General features: G+C 56.1%; 13 protein-coding genes. 5 read left to right on the top strand and 8 right to left on the bottom strand.

Going from position 1 to position 17,229, the window contains the following annotated elements:
• The first annotated feature begins 64 nt into the window (after positions 1-64).
• On the top strand, positions 65-1,879 hold the full coding sequence (locus AB7E06_RS00450; protein WP_094195745.1) for an ATP-binding cassette domain-containing protein: 1,815 nt from the start codon (positions 65-67) through the stop codon (positions 1,877-1,879).
• A gap of 16 nt (positions 1,880-1,895) precedes the next feature.
• Here the strand turns inward: AB7E06_RS00450 and yfaE are convergent, their stop codons facing one another.
• The 8 genes from yfaE to AB7E06_RS00410 all read right to left on the bottom strand — a co-directional run bounded on the left by yfaE (position 1,896) and on the right by AB7E06_RS00410 (position 12,995).
• Entirely contained in the window at positions 1,896-2,204 is a 309-nt protein-coding gene (yfaE, locus tag AB7E06_RS00445; protein ID WP_094195744.1) for a class I ribonucleotide reductase maintenance protein YfaE, read from the bottom strand.
• A complete protein-coding gene (nrdB, locus tag AB7E06_RS00440) occupies positions 2,201-3,337 on the bottom strand; it encodes a class Ia ribonucleoside-diphosphate reductase subunit beta (protein ID WP_094195743.1) in 1,137 nt (378 codons plus the stop codon). The genes yfaE and nrdB overlap by 4 nt, the downstream gene beginning before the upstream one ends.
• An 18-nt stretch (positions 3,338-3,355) precedes the next feature.
• Positions 3,356-5,635 (bottom strand): class 1a ribonucleoside-diphosphate reductase subunit alpha, encoded by a 2,280-nt coding sequence (gene nrdA / locus AB7E06_RS00435; RefSeq protein WP_094195742.1) that lies wholly within the window; start codon positions 5,633-5,635, stop codon positions 3,356-3,358.
• 198 nt (positions 5,636-5,833) lie between these two features.
• Entirely contained in the window at positions 5,834-7,660 is a 1,827-nt protein-coding gene (gene recQ / locus AB7E06_RS00430; protein ID WP_094195741.1) for a DNA helicase RecQ, read from the bottom strand.
• Between the two features lie 9 nt (positions 7,661-7,669).
• The gene (locus tag AB7E06_RS00425; RefSeq protein ID WP_094195740.1) at positions 7,670-8,806 is read right to left on the bottom strand and encodes a hypothetical protein; all 1,137 of its coding nucleotides are present in this window, start codon (positions 8,804-8,806) and stop codon (positions 7,670-7,672) included.
• Between the two features lie 21 nt (positions 8,807-8,827).
• Positions 8,828-10,600 carry a ClcB-like voltage-gated chloride channel protein gene (locus AB7E06_RS00420; RefSeq protein ID WP_094195739.1) on the bottom strand — a complete coding sequence of 591 codons (1,773 nt, stop codon included), beginning with the start codon at positions 10,598-10,600 and terminating at the stop codon, positions 8,828-8,830.
• Positions 10,601-10,608: 8 nt separating this feature from the next.
• Complete coding sequence (locus AB7E06_RS00415) at positions 10,609-11,658, bottom strand: cytochrome d ubiquinol oxidase subunit II (RefSeq protein ID WP_094195738.1); 1,050 nt, start codon at positions 11,656-11,658, stop codon at positions 10,609-10,611.
• A complete protein-coding gene (locus tag AB7E06_RS00410; RefSeq protein ID WP_094195737.1) occupies positions 11,655-12,995 on the bottom strand; it encodes a cytochrome ubiquinol oxidase subunit I in 1,341 nt (446 codons plus the stop codon). Before AB7E06_RS00410 ends, AB7E06_RS00415 begins: the two co-directional genes overlap by 4 nt.
• A gap of 161 nt (positions 12,996-13,156) precedes the next feature.
• Between AB7E06_RS00410 and AB7E06_RS00405 the strand changes: the two genes are divergently transcribed.
• The 4 genes from AB7E06_RS00405 (at position 13,157) to minE (ending at position 17,014) form a co-directional block, all read left to right on the top strand.
• Positions 13,157-14,914, top strand: a complete 1,758-nt coding sequence (locus tag AB7E06_RS00405) for a glutamine--tRNA ligase/YqeY domain fusion protein (RefSeq protein ID WP_427954675.1) — start codon at positions 13,157-13,159, stop codon at positions 14,912-14,914.
• A gap of 10 nt (positions 14,915-14,924) precedes the next feature.
• Positions 14,925-15,695, top strand: coding sequence for a septum site-determining protein MinC (minC, locus tag AB7E06_RS00400; protein WP_321277692.1), 771 nt, complete (start codon positions 14,925-14,927; stop codon positions 15,693-15,695).
• 223 nt (positions 15,696-15,918) lie between these two features.
• Complete coding sequence (gene minD, locus AB7E06_RS00395; protein WP_094195734.1) at positions 15,919-16,734, top strand: septum site-determining protein MinD; 816 nt, start codon at positions 15,919-15,921, stop codon at positions 16,732-16,734.
• Position 16,735: 1 nt separating this feature from the next.
• A complete protein-coding gene (gene minE, locus AB7E06_RS00390) occupies positions 16,736-17,014 on the top strand; it encodes a cell division topological specificity factor MinE (protein WP_042483380.1) in 279 nt (92 codons plus the stop codon).
• The last annotated feature ends 215 nt before the right edge of the window (positions 17,015-17,229 follow it).

Genomic DNA, 17,229 nt, shown 5'->3' with positions numbered 1-17,229 from the left:
CAGATGCATTGTAACCTGCGACAATAGAGAAATTCGCAGGACGCGCTGTTTTATCTGGAGTCTTATGTCCAACAATCTGATTTCCCTGACCGATGTCCAGTTGGCATTCGGCCACCATCCCTTGCTGGACCATGCCGATCTGGTCATACAAAAAAACGAACGCATCGGTCTGATCGGGCGCAATGGTGCTGGCAAATCATCACTTCTGAAAATTCTGGATCAACGCCAGGCGCCTGACGACGGCCAGATCAAACGACTGGGTGGGCTGAAAATTGCCACCGTCGAACAAGAACCCGAGCTAGATCCCGAAGTCAGCATTTACGACTTTCTGTGTGGCGACTTCACCGAAACCGAGGACTGGCAACGCCCTGCCCGAGTCAATGCTCTGATGGACAAGCTGGGGCTGGACCCCGACGCCCTGACCGGCAGCCTGTCTGGCGGCCAGCGCAAACGCGTGGCCCTGGCCAATGCGCTGGTGGAAGAGCCTGATCTGCTCTTACTGGACGAGCCCACCAACCACCTGGACTTTGACGGCATTCTTTGGCTGGAACAGTTGCTGCTGGATTTTCGCGGCAGTGCCGTCATCATTACCCACGACCGCCGATTCCTGGATGTAGTAACTACCCGCATCATCGAGCTGGATCGTGGAAAACTCTTCAGCTTTCCCGGCAACTTCAGCCAATGGCAGGAACGCAAAGCAGAGTTCCTGGAAGCGGAAAAGCAACAAAATGCCAAATTCGACAAATTCCTGGCCCAGGAAGAAGTCTGGATTCGTAAGGGCGTGCAAGCGCGCCGCACCCGCGACGAGGGCCGGGTGCGCCGTCTGGAACAATTACGCCGTGACCGTGCCGAGCGTCGCGAACGTTCGGGCGACGTCAAATTCGCCATTTCTGAGGGCCAACGCTCCGGCAAACTGGTTGCGGAACTGCAAGGCGTCACACACGGCTACGATGGCCGCATCCTGATCAAAGACTTCTCGACCGTGCTGATGCGTGGCGACCGTATTGGTCTAATCGGCCACAACGGCGCAGGCAAGACCACCTTATTGCGCATCATGCTGGGTTTGCAGGAACCCAATTCCGGTGTAGTACGCCACGGCACCAAACTGAATATTGGTTACTTTGACCAGATGCGTAGCCGCCTGGACGAAAACGCCACGCTGGCTGACACCATCAGCCCTGGCAGCGAGTGGGTGGAAATTGGCAATCAGCGCAAGCACATCATGAGTTACCTGGAGGACTTTCTGTTCCCCGCCGCCCGCGCTCACTCCCCTGTACGTAGTCTGTCCGGCGGTGAGCGTGCCCGTCTGGCGCTGGCCCGTATGTTCGCCCAACCCACGAATGTATTGGTACTGGACGAGCCGACTAACGATCTGGACATTGAAACGCTGGAACTGCTGGAAGACCTGATTCAGGATTACACCGGCACTGTGCTGCTGGTCAGCCACGACCGTACCTTCCTGGACAACGTAGTCACTCAGGTCATTGCTGCTGAGGGCGACGGCCATTGGGGTGAATATGTAGGTGGCTACGACGAGTGGCTGGCACAACGTCCGCAAACCAGAACCGAGGCAGCGGCCAGCAGTGCTCCAGCGCCAGCCGCAGCCGAAAAATCTGCAACCGAGCGCAACACCAAGACTGCCAAGCCTGGCCGTCTGGCGCCATGGGAAGAAAAGGAACTGGAAGCGCTGCCCGAGAAAATTGCAGCCATAGAAAGCCAGCAAGCCGAACTGGCAGAACAACTAAGCGCACCGGATCTCTATAAAGATGGCTCTACCCTGGCCGACGAGATCAACAGCCAACTGGATCAGCTCAATAAAGACTTGGAGCAGCTATTTGAACGCTGGGAAAAACTGGAAGAAAAACGCTTAGCCAGCTAAAGGGGAGACGGAGGAATCAGGGATTCAGCCCTGTAAAGCCGAACTGATCCACAGATTCCTCTTCAGTCCGGGCAACGCGCTGACAATCGACCATGATCGGCTCGAGTACCGTGCAACAACACGGCAGAACCTCGCCTGGGCCGACATACGCTAAGGGCTGCTCTTTATAGGCAACCTTTCCATAAACAAGAGGAATACGGCAGGAGCCGCAATAGCCGCTCCTGCATTGGTACTCGACCTGATGGCCGGTTCGCTCCAAACCTTCCAACAAGGTTTCGCCGTCCCGCAACTGAAAGTAATCATCAGTTGTCCGGACTAGACTCATAGCTCAATACCGTCGAAGTCGCCAGCCGACACGGCCGAATCAATCTGACCGACCAGGTAAGAGCTCAACTCCACCTCTTGAGGTGCCACCTGCACGGTGTCCGAGGACAACCAGGTGTTGATCCATGGAATGGGATTGTGTTTGACAGACTCAAACGCAGGCTTCAGGCCCACTGCACCCATACGGATATTGGTGATGTATTCCACATACTGGCTCAGAATGTCTTTGTTCAGGCCAATCATGGAACCGTCGCGAAACAGGTAATCCGCCCACTGCTTCTCCTGCTCGGCCGCGTCTTTGAACATGTCAAAACACACCGGCTCTAGCTCATGAGCGATCTGAGCGAACTCAGGATCGTCACTACCAGAACGCAAGATATTAATGATGTGCTGCGTACCAGTCAGGTGCAGCGCTTCATCACGAGCGATCAGGCGAATGATCTTGGCATTACCTTCCATCAACTTGCGCTCGGCAAAGGCAAAGGAGCAGGCAAAGCTGACGTAAAAGCGGATGGCCTCAAGAATATTGACGCTCATCATGCACAGATACAGCTTCTTTTTTAGCTCATAGAGGCTCAACGTGCGAGTCTCGCCGTTGATCTCATGTTCACCAGCCCCCAACTGGGCGTACAACATGGTGTCACTGATCAGGTCGTCGTAATACGACGAAATATCGGCGGCACGCAACTGGATGTTCTCGTTACGCACGATGTCGTCAAAGATAACGGACGGATCATTGGCAATATTGCGAATGATGTGCGTGTACGAGCGTGAGTGAATCGTCTCGGAAAACGCCCAGGTTTCGATCCAGGTTTCCAGCTCTGGAATCGACACCAGGGGCAGGAAAGCCACATTGGGGCTACGCCCCTGGATGGAGTCCAGCAAGGTTTGATATTTCAGGTTGCTGATGAAAATGTGCTTTTCATGATCAGGCAGGTTCTGATAGTCGATCCGATCCTGAGTAATATCGACTTCTTCTGGGCGCCAGAAAAAGGACAGCTGTTTTTCAATCAGCTTTTCAAAAATCGGATATTTCTGTTGGTCGTAACGCGCTACGTTAACCGGCTGCCCAAAGAACATGGGCTCTTTGAGCTGATCGTTATCCGTTTTAGAAAAAGTACTATAGGTAGTCATGATGCTCTTTACCCTTGCTTAGATCTTGCACGCGCCGCCTGCGCAACCGTCGTCCTCTACTTCGCCATGCGAATCATCCGCTCCGTCGCGGGTGTTGTGGTAGTACAAGGTCTTCACACCGTATTTGTAGGCCAGCAGCAAGTCCCTGAGCAGTTGCTTCATCGGGACGCGACCACCCTCAAACCGCTGTGGGTCATAGTTGGTGTTTGCAGAGATCGACTGATCGACAAACTTCTGCATCACGCCAACCAACTTCAGGTAGTCGTCGTTGCCGGGCATTTGCCATAGCAATTCGTACTGATCCTTATATTTTTCAAATTCAGGCACTACCTGACGCAGGATGCCATCCTTGGATTGCTTGACGGACACCAAACCACGCGGGGGCTCAATACCGTTGGTGGCATTGGCGATCTGGCTGGAGGTTTCCGACGGCATCAGGGCGGTCAGGGTCGAGTTACGCAGACCATGCTTGACGATGTCAGCACGCAGGGCTTCCCAATCCAGGTGCAACGGCTCGTTGCAAATACCGTCCACGTCTTTCTTGTACGTGTCGGTAGGCAGCAAACCAGCGGCGTACGTGGTTTCGTCGAAGGCCTCGCAAGGACCGTATTCGCGCGACAACTGCACCGAAGCCTTCAACAGGTAGTACTGGATGGCTTCAAACGTGCGGTGGGTCAGACCCAAGGCAGCAGGATCGGAGTAGCGGGTGCCGTTCTTGGCCAGGTAGTACGCGTAGTTGATAACGCCAACGCCCAGGGAACGACGCTTGTTGGTTGCATTCAGCGCGGCCTTGACCGGGTAATCCTGGTAGTCCAGCAAGGCATCCAGAGCACGAACAATCAGTTCAGCCAGGCCGTCCAGCTCGTCCAGGGACTCCAGAGCCCCCAGGTTGAAAGCCGACAGAGTGCACAGTGCGATTTCACCTTCAGGATCGTTCAGATCGTTCAAGGGCTTGGTGGGCAGAGCGATTTCCATGCACAGATTGGACTGGCGCACAGGAGCGCGGTCAGCCTGGAATGGGCTATGCGTGTTGCAATGGTCCACGTTCTGAATGTAGATACGGCCGGTGCTGGCGCGCTCTTGCATCAGCAAAGAGAAAAGCTCCACGGCAGGCAGGCTGCGCTTGCGGATGGCGGGATCTTGCTCGTACATCTCGTACAGACGCTCGAACTCGTCCTGGTCGGCAAAGAAGGCTTCGTACAAACCGGGCACGTCATGCGGCGAGAACAGCGTGATGTGGCTGCCCTTGATCAGGCGCTGGTACAACAAACGGTTGATCTGAACGCCGTAGTCCAGGTGACGGATACGGTTTTCTTCCACACCACGGTTGTTCTTCAGGACCAGCAGTGTTTCCACTTCCAGGTGCCACATGGGGTAGAACAAGGTTGCCGCACCGCCGCGCACGCCGCCCTGCGAGCAGGACTTCACCGCAGCCTGGAACATCTTGAAGAAAGGCAGGCAACCTGTGTGTTGTGCTTCACCACCCCGAATTTCGCTGCCTACAGCGCGAATACGTCCACCGTTGATACCGATACCGGCACGCTGTGACACGTAACGAACAATGGCGCTGGTCGTGGCATTGATGCTGTCCAGGCTGTCGTCACATTCGATCAGCACGCAAGAGCTGAATTGACGGGTGGGTGTGCGCACGCCAGCCATGATGGGCGTGGGCAAGGAAATCTTGAATTGCGATACGGCGTCGTAAAAGCGCTTGATAAAGCCCAGGCGAGTATCGGCCGGGTAACGGGCAAACAAGCACATGGCCACCAGCATGTACAGGAACTGGGGACTTTCGTAGATGCGCTTGGTCACGCGGTTTTGAATCAGATACTTGCCTTCCAACTGCTTGACGGCACCGTAAGAGAAGTTCATGTCACGCCAGTGATCCAGATGCGCATCCAGCTCATCGAACTCGGCGCGCGTGTAGTCTTGCAACAGATGCGGATCGTAGCGACCCTCCTTGGTTTGCAAGGTCACATGATCAAACAGGCTGGGAGGCTCAAACTGGCCAAAAGCGATTTTGCGCAGGTGGAAAATCGCCAGGCGGGCGGCCAGATATTGGTAGTCAGGCGTATCTTCAGAGATCAGATCCGCCGCCGACTTGATGATGGTTTCGTGAATATCGCTGGTGCGAATGCCGTTGTAGAACTGAATGTGAGAGCGCAGCTCTACTTGAGAGACGGACACATTACTCAGACCTTCAGCAGCCCAATCAACTACTCGGTGAATCTTGTCGAGGTTAATAGGTTCTGTACGGCCATCTCGCTTAGTGACCATTAACTGTTCGGTTGATTGCATGTCAGTCTCGGAAATCGGTGGTGATTGACGGGGGACGCGGCTTTTGCAGCCGCCAGCGTCAGTTGATGCACACCATATATAGTGTGATATTGCCGCCATTCTACTACATATAGCGGATTGAGCGAATAGCGGATTTGTCTTTGCAACGCAAATTCAGCGCAAAAAAAATGCAACCAATCTTTGCGCCATTAACAATTTTTATTGCGTTTGCAGTTCTTGAACGCAGCGCAGCAAAGCCTCGCCATAGGCTTCTCTTTTGCGTACACCTATGCCTGTAATCGGCTCCAGATCAGCCTCTGAGCTGGGGCAACGGATGGCAACTTCCCGCAAAGTGGCGTCATGGAAAATGACATAGGCCGGTACGCCGTGTTCGCGTGCGGTAGTGGCACGCCAGGCGCGCAAAGCCTCGAACCGTCGCTGTTGATCGGGCTCCAGAGCAGGTCCGGCAGGCGCCTGACCTTTTACGCGATGGGCGGCTGGCCCACGTGTTACGGTTTCGCGCCGCAACATCAAGGTGCGCTCCCCTTTGAGCACTTCTCGGCTGGCCTCGGTCAGCAACAAGGTGCCGTACCCTTCCGGGTCGACCGCGACCAGACTATGCGCCAGCAACTGGCGCAGCACCCCGCGCCAAGCCTGATCGGTCAGTTCCTTGCCCACACCAAAGACGGTGAGCTTGTCGTGCTCATGCTCTTTGACACGCTCGGTCAGCTTGCCCAACAAAATATCAATAAGATGGCCGGCGCCAAAGCGCTGGCCACGCTCGCGCCACAATCTATAAATAGTGGACAGCATTTTCTGCGCGGCCACGGTGCCATCCCAGGCTTCTGGAGCCTCCAGACAAGTATCGCAGTTCCCACACGGTTCGATCTGCTGATCGAAATAGGCCAGCAAGCGCTGACGGCGGCAGGAAATGGTTTCGCACAGGCCCAGCATGGCATCGAGCGCATGGCCTTGCTGGCGCCGGTGTGCCGCATCGCCTTGCGACTGGTTAATCATGCGATGCAACTGCACCACGTCTTGCAGGCCATAGGCCAGCCAGGCGGTAGCGGCTTCACCATCGCGCCCTGCCCGCCCGGTTTCCTGGTAATACCCTTCTACCGATTTGGGCAGGTCAATGTGGGCCACAAAACGCACATCCGGTTTATTGACGCCCATGCCAAAAGCAATGGTCGCCACCATGACCACCCCTTCTTCTCGAAGAAAGCGAGCCTGGTTGATGGCGCGTTGCTGTGCATCCAGCCCTGCGTGGTAGGGCAAGGCATGAATGCCGTTCTTGCACAGAAACTCGGCCGTGTCCTCCACGCGAGAGCGCGACAAACAATACACAATTCCCGCATCGCCCGAGTGCTCTTCCTGAATAAAACTCAAGAGCTGCTTGCGCACCTCGTTCTTTTCGATGATGCGATAGCAAATATTGGGGCGATCAAAACTGGCGACAAAATGCCGGGCCTCTTCCAGCTTCAGGCGCTGGGCAATTTCTACCCGCGTCAACTGAGTGGCAGTCGCCGTCAAGGCAACCCGCGGCACCCCTGGCCAGCGCTGAGCCAGCAAATCCAGGCCCAGATACTCCGGGCGGAAGTCGTGCCCCCATTGCGATACGCAGTGGGCTTCATCAATGGCAAACAAGGAGACCTGGCCGCGTGCCAGCAAATCCAGGCAGCGATCTGTCAGCAAACGCTCAGGGGCGACATAGAGCAAGTCCAGTTGTCCCGTCAGAAACTCGCGCTCGACCTCGCGGGCGGTCTGCCAATCCTGGGTGGAGTTCAGATAGGCGGCATTCACACCCAATTCATTGAGCGCATCCACCTGATCCTGCATCAAGGCAATCAGAGGGGACACGACCACGCCGGTGCCGGGTCGCACCAAAGCAGGAATCTGGTAACAGAGCGATTTTCCGCCGCCGGTGGGCATCAAGACCAGGGCATCACCGCCTTGGATCAGGGTCTCGATAATCTCGTGCTGAGAACCACGAAAACTGTCATAACCAAAAACTTCCTGAAGAACCTCAAGTGCTGACTGGGCCATGCCGCCTGCTTAAAAAATCGGAATAGAAAAACGCAGCGCGATGTTCGACTGGCGACTTTCCAGATGACGGCGAGCTTGCAAACCCACCCTAAGGTGGGGACTGTACCAGAACTGCTGCGTGACCCCAAGGTAGCGATTCTGCCCACCGGCCATTGCCTGCTGCACCTCGTACTGGGTCTTGACCTCGCCCCAGCGACGCAAAGGCACGGACAGCCCCACCACCTGTCGGCTGCTGGCCGCATCGATCTTCATGCCCTGATAGCGGCTTAGATCCAGGAAGTGATCCTGGTAGCGTTCGCCTTGCCATTGCAGGTGCAAATCATCCAACACATCCAGGCCGTAAGCTGCCTGATAGCGCCAGCCCTGCCCCACCGCATGGGAAGCCTTGGCCACACTGGCCTGCCACACCCCAAAATCAGGGGAACGGTAGGTAGCTCCCACCCCGGTCAGGCCAAAATCACGCGCGCTTTCCATCTGGGTATCAATACTGGTCCTGCTGGTGACGTCGGTGCTGACCATCAAGCTGCTTGCCGACGATCCGTACACCAGATCCCCATTGTCTTGCTTGCCGGTTATATCCAGCGCACCGACGGCCAGCGCATAGCGCCAAGGACCAGCCGGGCCTTGTTCAAACTGCTGGGTAATATTGATGCCGCCCAGCTCCACAGGCCGAGCCCAGTCTGGGGCCGTCACCGTGTCATTACCTAGGGTCAACTGCAAGCCATCTTCATTGACGTAGCGCCAATTGCGCTCGCCAAACTGCCAGACCTGATCGGGTGCGCTGCTCAACCAGCGCCCATTCCAGATCGGCGAGGACTGCTGACTATATTGAATGGAGCGAGCCAGACTGGCAGTAGTGGAACCGCTCAGGCTGAAATCGGAAAAAGAAAAATCAAGGGACGCGGCAGGGTTGAGCAAATCCTGGTCGCCCTGGCGATGCCATTGCGAAGCATCAAAAAACGGCTCTACCGGGGGAAGGTCCTGAGAGGGAATCGCCTGGGCCTCATCCACACCATACACCTGCGTGGCAGACAGGTTCTCCAGCCCGACACGGTTTTGAGCAGTGGCCAATGGAACAGCGAACAGCATGGCAAGACCGACAATCAGCCCGCCTGCCAAGCCTCGCTGGCAAGCTTTGGTACGCATGGTTTATGTCACAAAAAAAGTTTAGCGCCGGGCATCCAACATCACTTCGCCGCTCGCATCCAAGGAGCGTTTGATGGCGGAGTATTTTTCCAGCACAGCAGACTTATAGACTACACCAATCAGGCGGCCCGAGCCGTCACCATTCAATACAGGCAGGCGCTCTCCAGCAAAGCTGACAAAGTGCTCCTGAGCCTCGTCCAGGCTCATATTCGGGTAGAGCGTCTTGACGAAATCCATACGCAAAATATCGCCCACCACACGCTCCTGGGCAGCGTTGTCGTCCAACAACATCCGGGTCAGGTCAGGCTGGGCAATCACACCTTGATAGATCTGCTCCTCGTCCACCACATAAAGATAGCGCACGGGATAATCCAGAAACATCTGCAAGGCATCACGCATTTGGGTGGTGGTGCTGACCACGGTATCGGCCGGACGCACCAACTCGGCCAAGGTGGTGTGACGCAATTTGTGACGTAGCAAGGCATCGCGTTCGCGCACCAGTGTGACTTCATACATGGCCACCTCGGCCACACCCCGCGAGACAAAATAGGCCATGACACAGGCCACGATCAGCGGCAACACCAACTGATAGCTCAATGTCATTTCAAACAGCATCAAAATGGCCATGAAGGGCGCACTGGTTGCCGCCCCCAAAAACGCCCCCATGCCCACCAGGGTGAACAGATACAAAGGCAAGTCCAGACCCGGCAAGATCAACACGCTCAACTGGCCAAATAAAGTACCAAAGGCGGCGCCCACAAAGATCGCGGGGGTGAACACACCACCGACAGCGCCCGAACCGACTGTCAGGCCCGTCGCCAGAACCTTGAGTGCCAGAATCAGCAGCACGCTGTACCAGGCCCAGTCGCTGTGCAGCATGGAAGACACGACACTGAAGCCGTTACCTGCCACGCGCGGCATCACGATCAGCAAAAGCCCCAGCAACAAGCCCCCCAACGCCAAACGCAAGGGCAGACCCAGGCCGGTACGCTTGAACAGGGTGCGAAACAGATTAAGCAACTTCAAAAAAGCGGGCGCAGCCAGACCAATCAGCACTCCCAGAACCAGAAAAGGCAGAATGTCCCAACCCGCAACCGCCTGCACATTGGTCATTTCATAAGGGGCGTGATAGCCGCCCAGCACACGCATGGTCAGATGGGCACTAACGGCTGCCATCAACAAGGGGCCAAAGCTGCTCATGGTCATGGTGCCCAGCACAATCTCGGCCACAAACACAGCGCCGGCAATAGGGGTGCCATAGGCGGCAGCCACCCCGGCTGCGGCACCACAAGCCACCAGCAAACGCAGACGAGCTTCACCAAACAGCGTGAAACGGCCAATCGCAGAAGCAGACAAGGAAGCCAGGTGTACCATCGCCCCTTCCCGCCCAATAGAGCCGCCCGAGGCCACCGTCATCAAAGAGGACAAGGATCGCAGCAAGCCCTGGCGAATGGACAAACGGCCATCACCAATAGCCACTGCTTCCATATAGTCTGAATTGCTGCCCGACGGCAGACGCCCCGCCAGCCACAACAAGATACCGGCACACAGACCGCCCAAGGTGGGAAACAAAAGGCGCATGTACCAAGGCAAGCTTTCCGTTACCGCGACGATGCCACCGTGCTGTCCTGTGACCACTTGCTGCACAAAGCGCATGCCCTGATGAAAGGCCAAGGTCGCCAAGGCCCCCAGGATGCCGGCCAAGACCGCCCAGGCCAGCATGGCGGGCATGTCAGACAACCACTTGAAACCCTGCAGACGCTTGCGCATCGACAGCACGGAATGGGCAATCATAAAAAAGGTCAGCCTTTAAAGCTGGGCGGCAAAGGTGGGCGGGACAATCCAAACATACGCCAATACACCCACACGTTAAATATCAACACGATGGGCAAGGTAATCACAATCGCCGACAGAATCAGGCTCAAGGCGGGTACCCCGGCGGCGGCGTCCCAGATCGTCATCTCGTCCAGAATCAAATAGGGAAAGAAACTGAAAGCCAAACCCGCCATGACACAGACCATGACGAACAAAGTCAGCAAAAAGGGCAAGGCGGTAGTGCGATAGCTGCTGTTGATCATGCGCTGCAGGCTCATTTCAATCGACACAAAGCAGCTAAGGATCAAGGCCCACAAGAACAGGACCAAGCCCCAGTAAGGCCCATCGCTCCATTTAAGCAGCACACCGGCATTCACAAAGGCCAACACCACCGAAACGCCCACCGCACCGGCCGCAAACCAACGCACCGAGCGACGCCCCCAGTTCACTGCACGGGCACGCAGTTCGCCTGCCTCGCGCATGATGAGCCAACTGGCGCCCAACAAGCAGTAAGCGGCAATAGCGCAAAAGCCCATGAAGATAGAGAACCAGATATAGCCCGCATCGCTTTGAAAACCTACCACGACTTGTGCCAACAAAACGCCATGGGAGAACGCCGTCAACCAGGAACCCAGGGCAAAGCCCATTTGCCAGCGAGACTGACGCTCTACCGGTGCACGCAGCCGGAACTCAAAGGAGACGGAGCGGACAAAGACACCCACGCCCAAGGCGCATAAAGGCGCATACAGTCCCCCCATCACTGCACCCCAGGCTTTAGGAAAGGCGCAGACAAACAAGCCCAAACCCAGAAACAACCAGAATTCGTTGGCATCGCGCCAAGGGCTAAGCAAGGACAGCATGCGCGGGCGCAGGGAATCCGGTGCCAGCAAGGACAGGCAGCCCACACCAATATCGAAGCCATCCAGAACCGTACCGGCCACAATAATCAAAAAGAACAGGGCCAAAAAGGCCAGCGGCATCCAGAACGCGGGATCATGGGCCCCCAAACCCAGCGCATTTGCAAAAGAATCAATCATGCCCGACCCCGATGACGTGCGATCGGCACCACACCAAAACGAACGGCATGTCGTAATTTCTGGAAAAAACCAATCATGCACAAGACGTAGACCAGGCTATAAAACAGCAAACCCAGTCCCACAGTAAAAACAGGTTCGGTACTTTGCACTTGTACGGCCTGAATATCGTTACCTACCAGATAAGGCAGAAAGCCCAGCAAGACATACGCTGCGCCGCCCAACAACATGATCCAGCCCAGTACAGACGCGACCACCATACCCTGGCGCTCTCTATAAGAAAGCGAATGCGGATCCAGGCCATAACGACGGGTACGCAACCAGACCCACATCAAGAGAAAAAACATCAATGCGCCGGCCAGCACCGCCACACGAAAGGACCAAAAGGTCAAGGTAACGGGGGGCATGGCTTCAGAAAACTGATCCAGACCCATCAGGATGCCACTGTCATTGCGACCCAGCCAGCGACCACCGGCGTGTGACCAGCGCAACACACCCAGGACGCTGTCCTGCATGGCCGAGGGCGCAGCGACCAGAATCAGATCAGGTTGCGAGCCGCTTTCCCAATACGCTGCCGTAGCCGCTGCCTTGGCAGGCTGATGCTCGGCTGTCATGAAACCATTGCCCACCACCGCAAAAACCAGGGCCAGCCAAGCGGCGGCGCCTAAAAACAAGGCACTACGAAAAGCCAGGCGCTCCTGATCGGTAACCGGTTTTTGCATGGTCTGCGCACAAGTCACGCCCAAAATAAAAAAGGCGACCGTCAATAAACTACCTGCAAATAACAGACCGGCATACCACGGCAAGGCCGGTGTGCTGAGCACATCCAGCCACTCCAGCACCACGTAATGGCCTTCAATAACATCCACCCCCGTTGGCACCTGCATCCAGGCCACCATCGCCACCAGCCAAAATGCCGTCACGGTGACGCCCAGGGCCACCATCAGCACCACCAGGGTATGAACCAGATTGGAGAGCATACGCTGGGCAAACAGCATGACACCCAGAAAACAGGACTTGAAGATAAACAACGACAACATGGAGGCGGCCAGCATCGGGCCAATCACATCACCTACCTGCGCCATCAGCCCTGGCCAGACGCTGCCAAACTGAATCAGTACCGGCATGGAAGCAGCAAAACTTAAAATGAACGCCAATGCGAACAGACGCACCCAAAAACGGTACGCGCCCATCCAGGCCGTTGCGTTGCTGCCGAAGGTTCTGACTTTGAAATACAGCAACACCCAGGCCAACCCCAGCTCCAGAGCCAGAAACAGCAGCATGAATCCCAGACTAAGGAAAAACTGGGCATGAGACAGGGAAAGGGCGGAGTGCGTCATAATGAGCGCTAGTGTAGGGTGAATTGGCCAGCAAACGCCACCATACTACCCCAAGTTTCCTCCTGATTTTTCAGAACACGTTCATGGGGTAAATACCCCTCTAAAACAAGAACGTGGCAAAATGGCCGATTCGTCTGTCGGCTTCTTTATTTCAAACGTGTATGACCTCTGACACCACTCCCGCTCCCGTATCTAATTTTCTGCGCACGATCATCGACCAGGACTTGAGCGCTGGCCGTTACGCACAAAAGACCTGGGCCGGTCAGCCGGGCCCGGCAAGCACCCAGGAAGGGGCGGCTGTTGATGCCGCGCGTATTCGTACGCGCTTTCCCCCCGAGCCCAATGGCTATTTGCACATCGGGCACGCCAAAAGTATCTGTTTGAACTTCGGGCTGGCCAGCGACTACCAAGGCGCCTGCCACCTTCGTTTTGACGACACCAATCCTGAAAAAGAAGAGCAGGAGTACGTGGACGCCATTATCGACATGGTGAAATGGCTGGGCTTTGACTGGACCTTCAAAAAAGAAGAAAACCTGTACTTTGCCAGCGACTACTTCGACTATATGTACCAGTTTGCCGAAGCACTGGTAAATGCGGGTCATGCCTACGTTGACGAACAGAACGCTGAACAAATGCGTATCAACCGTGGCACCCTGACCGAAAAAGGCGTGAACTCGCCCTGGCGCGACCGCCCTGCCGAAGAATCCATCAAGCTCTTGCGCGAAATGCGTGACGGCAAGCACCCCGATGGCAGTATGGCCTTGCGTGCCAAGGTTGACATGGGCTCGCCCAATATCAATATGCGCGACCCGGTCATGTACCGCATCCGCCACGCGGAACACCATCGCACGAGCGACAAATGGTGCATCTACCCCATGTACAGTTGGGCACACCCTGTGGAAGATGCGTTGGAGCGCATCACCCATAGCCTGTGCACCCTGGAGTTTGAAGACCAGCGCCCCTTTTACAACTGGATTCTGGAGCGTCTGGTCGAGCTGGGTCAGTTATCCGACCCATTGCCCAAACAATACGAGTTTTCGCGTTTGAACCTGTCCTACGTGGTCACCAGCAAGCGCAAACTGCGTCAACTGGTTCAGGAAAACCGCGTATCAGGTTGGGACGATCCGCGCATGCCTACCTTGGCCGGTTTGCGTCGCCGTGGTTACAGCGCCGGCGCCATCCGTCTGTTTACTGACCGTCTGGGTGTGTCCAAAGCCGCCCAGCACGTGGACTACAGTTTGCTGGAACAAGCTTTGCGCGATGACTTGGATCCCGTGGCCGACCGTAGCGTTGCCATTCTGGATCCGATCGAACTGATCATCACCAACTACCCCGAAGGCCACAGTGAGCTGTGCCACGCACCGCGCAATCCGCACAATCCGCAGGCCGGTCAACGCGAGTTCCCTTTCTCCGGTCGCCTGTACATCGAGCGCGAGGACTTCAAGGAAGAGCCACCTAAAAAGTACTTCCGCCTGTTCCCCGGCAATACCGTGCGTCTGAAATATGGCTATGTCGTGCGCTGCACCGGCTGCGTGAAAGACGAGCAAGGCAATGTCACTCAGGTTCTGGCTGAATACCTGCCTGACACCAAGAGCGGCACGCCCGGTGCGGACTCGGTCAAGGTCAAAGGCAATATCACCTGGATCAGCGCCGAGCACGCGATTGCCGCCGAGATCCGTCTGTACGACCGTCTCTTTGCCCATCCCCAGCCCGACGCGGCCGACCAGGACTTCCTGGAGCACATCAACCCGAACTCGCTGCGCGTGATTCAGGGCTGGCTGGAACCCGGCACCAAGGCCACCCCCGATGCTCGCTGGCAGTTTGAGCGCCTGGGCTACTTTGTGGCTGACCGTGTGGATTCGACACCAGAAAAACCCGTTCTTAACCGTACAACGACTCTGAAAGACACCTGGGTCTAAGGCTATTGACGTGAACGATCAGACTCATGCCAAGGGGCCTCAAGCCCTGGATTTCAAAAGCGCCACCCTGTACGCCGTACGAGTGGTGCTGCGTTCGGCTGATACGGCCGAGCAATTAGCCGCACTGGCTCAACGCATGAAAGACGCTGGCTCCTTCTTTGAGGACGAACCCGTCGTCATCGATGCCAGCGCCATTGACGCGCCGGTGGACTGGACCGCACTGGTGGACGCGCTGCGTCAGCACAAACTGCATCCGGTCGGCATCATTGCCCACCCCGGTCATGCCGACAACGCCATCGACAGCGGTTTGCCACACGTTGAACTGTCCAACCCACCTGCCCGCCCTCAAGCCCAGGCAGCTCCGGACAAGGACGTGCCCGTGCTATCGCAAACGGCCCAGCAACAGGTACCCGCAACGCCCACCCCACCGCCGCCTGCTCAAGCCCCGGCTGCCCTTCTCATCAACCGTCAGTTGCGCTCCGGCCAGCGTATCTATGCGCGCCACACCGACCTGATTGTGATCGGGGCAGTCAGTCAGGGCGCAGAAGTAGTGGCCGATGGCAATATCCATGTTTACGGCCCACTGCGAGGCAAAGCCATGGCCGGTGCCCGTGGCGATACCAAGGCACGCATCTTCACGACCGAGCTGGACCCGGAACTGATCGCTATTGCCGGCGTGTATCGCATTATTGAAACGCGACTGGATGCGCAGTTACGCAACAAGCCAGCCGTGGTCACGCTGGAAGACGACACGCTCAGATTTGATCCCCTGAGCCCCTGACAGTACAAGGCGCCGGCATTTGCCGGCGCTTTTTATAGTGGCTTGCACTGAGAGCCCGCCTGAGAGCAAGCAAGTGCAAGTGCAACCGTGTAAGCTGACACGGAACAAAGCAATTGATATGTTTTGTTTCTAAGCAGTAGGTAAAGTGGCAGAACGGATGTCAAAATAAGGCCCGTTATGCTTTACGATTATGTGACTTGAAAAACAAAGGAATCCGATTGTCATGGCGCGTATAGTTGTAGTGACCTCCGGCAAGGGTGGTGTGGGCAAAACCACCACCAGTGCCAGTTTTGCATCTGGTCTTGCGATGCGCGGTCACAAGACCGTGGTCATCGACTTTGACGTCGGTTTGCGCAACCTGGATCTGATCATGGGTTGCGAGCGACGCGTAGTGTATGACTTCGTCAACGTGATCCAGGGCGAAGCCACATTGAACCAGGCCCTGATCCGTGACAAACAGCTGGAAAATCTGTTCATCCTGCCCGCTTCCCAGACGCGTGACAAAGACGCCCTGACCCGCGAAGGCGTGGAGAAAGTACTGGAAGAGCTCAAGGGCATGGGTTTTGAATACATTGTGTGCGATTCGCCCGCAGGTATCGAAACCGGCGCCTTGATGGCCTCCTACTTCGCAGACGATGCACTGGTTGTGACCAACCCCGAGGTGTCCTCGGTTCGTGACTCGGACCGCATCCTGGGCATTTTGGCCGCCAAATCGCGCCGTGGTGAACAAGGCAAAGAGCCCATCAAAGAATATTTGCTGCTGACCCGTTACAGCCCCAAGCGCGTATCGGACGGCGAGATGCTGTCCTTGCAGGACGTGGAAGATATCTTGCGCATCAAACTGATTGGGGTCACTCCCGAGTCGGAAACCGTGCTGCAAGCATCCAACCAAGGAGTACCCGTTATCCATCTCAAAGAAAGTGATGTGTCCCAGGCCTATCAGGACATCGTAGATCGTTACCTGGGTGGTGAAAAACCGTTGCGTTTTGTGGATTACGAAAAACCAGGGCTATTCAAGCGCCTGTTCGGAGGAAAGTAATATGTCTTTCCTGTCCTTCCTGCTCGGTCACAAGAAAACCTCGGCAACGGTCGCCAAAGACCGTCTGCAACTGATCCTCATTAACGAACGTGGTCAAGGTGGGGTTGCCCCGGACTACTTGCCCCGCTTGCAAAAAGAGCTGGTCGAGGTCATCTCGCGCTACGTGAAGATTAATCCCGATGACATCAAGGTAAACCTTGATCGCCAGGACTCGCTGGAAGTGCTGGAAGTCAAAATCGAAATGCCGCAAATTGATGCCAGTGCGCTGGAAAACAAGTAAAGCGCCACTGGCAATCAAACGCTTGCTGCTTGAAATGGCCATCCCATGCGGATGGCCATTTTCTTGGCAGCTCCCTATACCAAAAGCAAGGCGAAAAACACCTGTGACGGCTGGCGCAATGCGGCTAGGTGGCTAATAGATAAGGTACAATTTCGCCTTGGTAATCGGCCAGTTCCGATTTTTCTTCGCGCCAGAGATGGCAAGCAATGCCATCC

The sequence above is a fragment of the Alcaligenes sp. genome (genome assembly GCF_050255915.1).
GTDB lineage: Bacteria > Pseudomonadota > Gammaproteobacteria > Burkholderiales > Burkholderiaceae_B > Alcaligenes > Alcaligenes aquatilis.
Note: the sequence above shows the minus strand (reverse complement) of the source record. Positions and strands in the feature narration are given on the sequence as shown.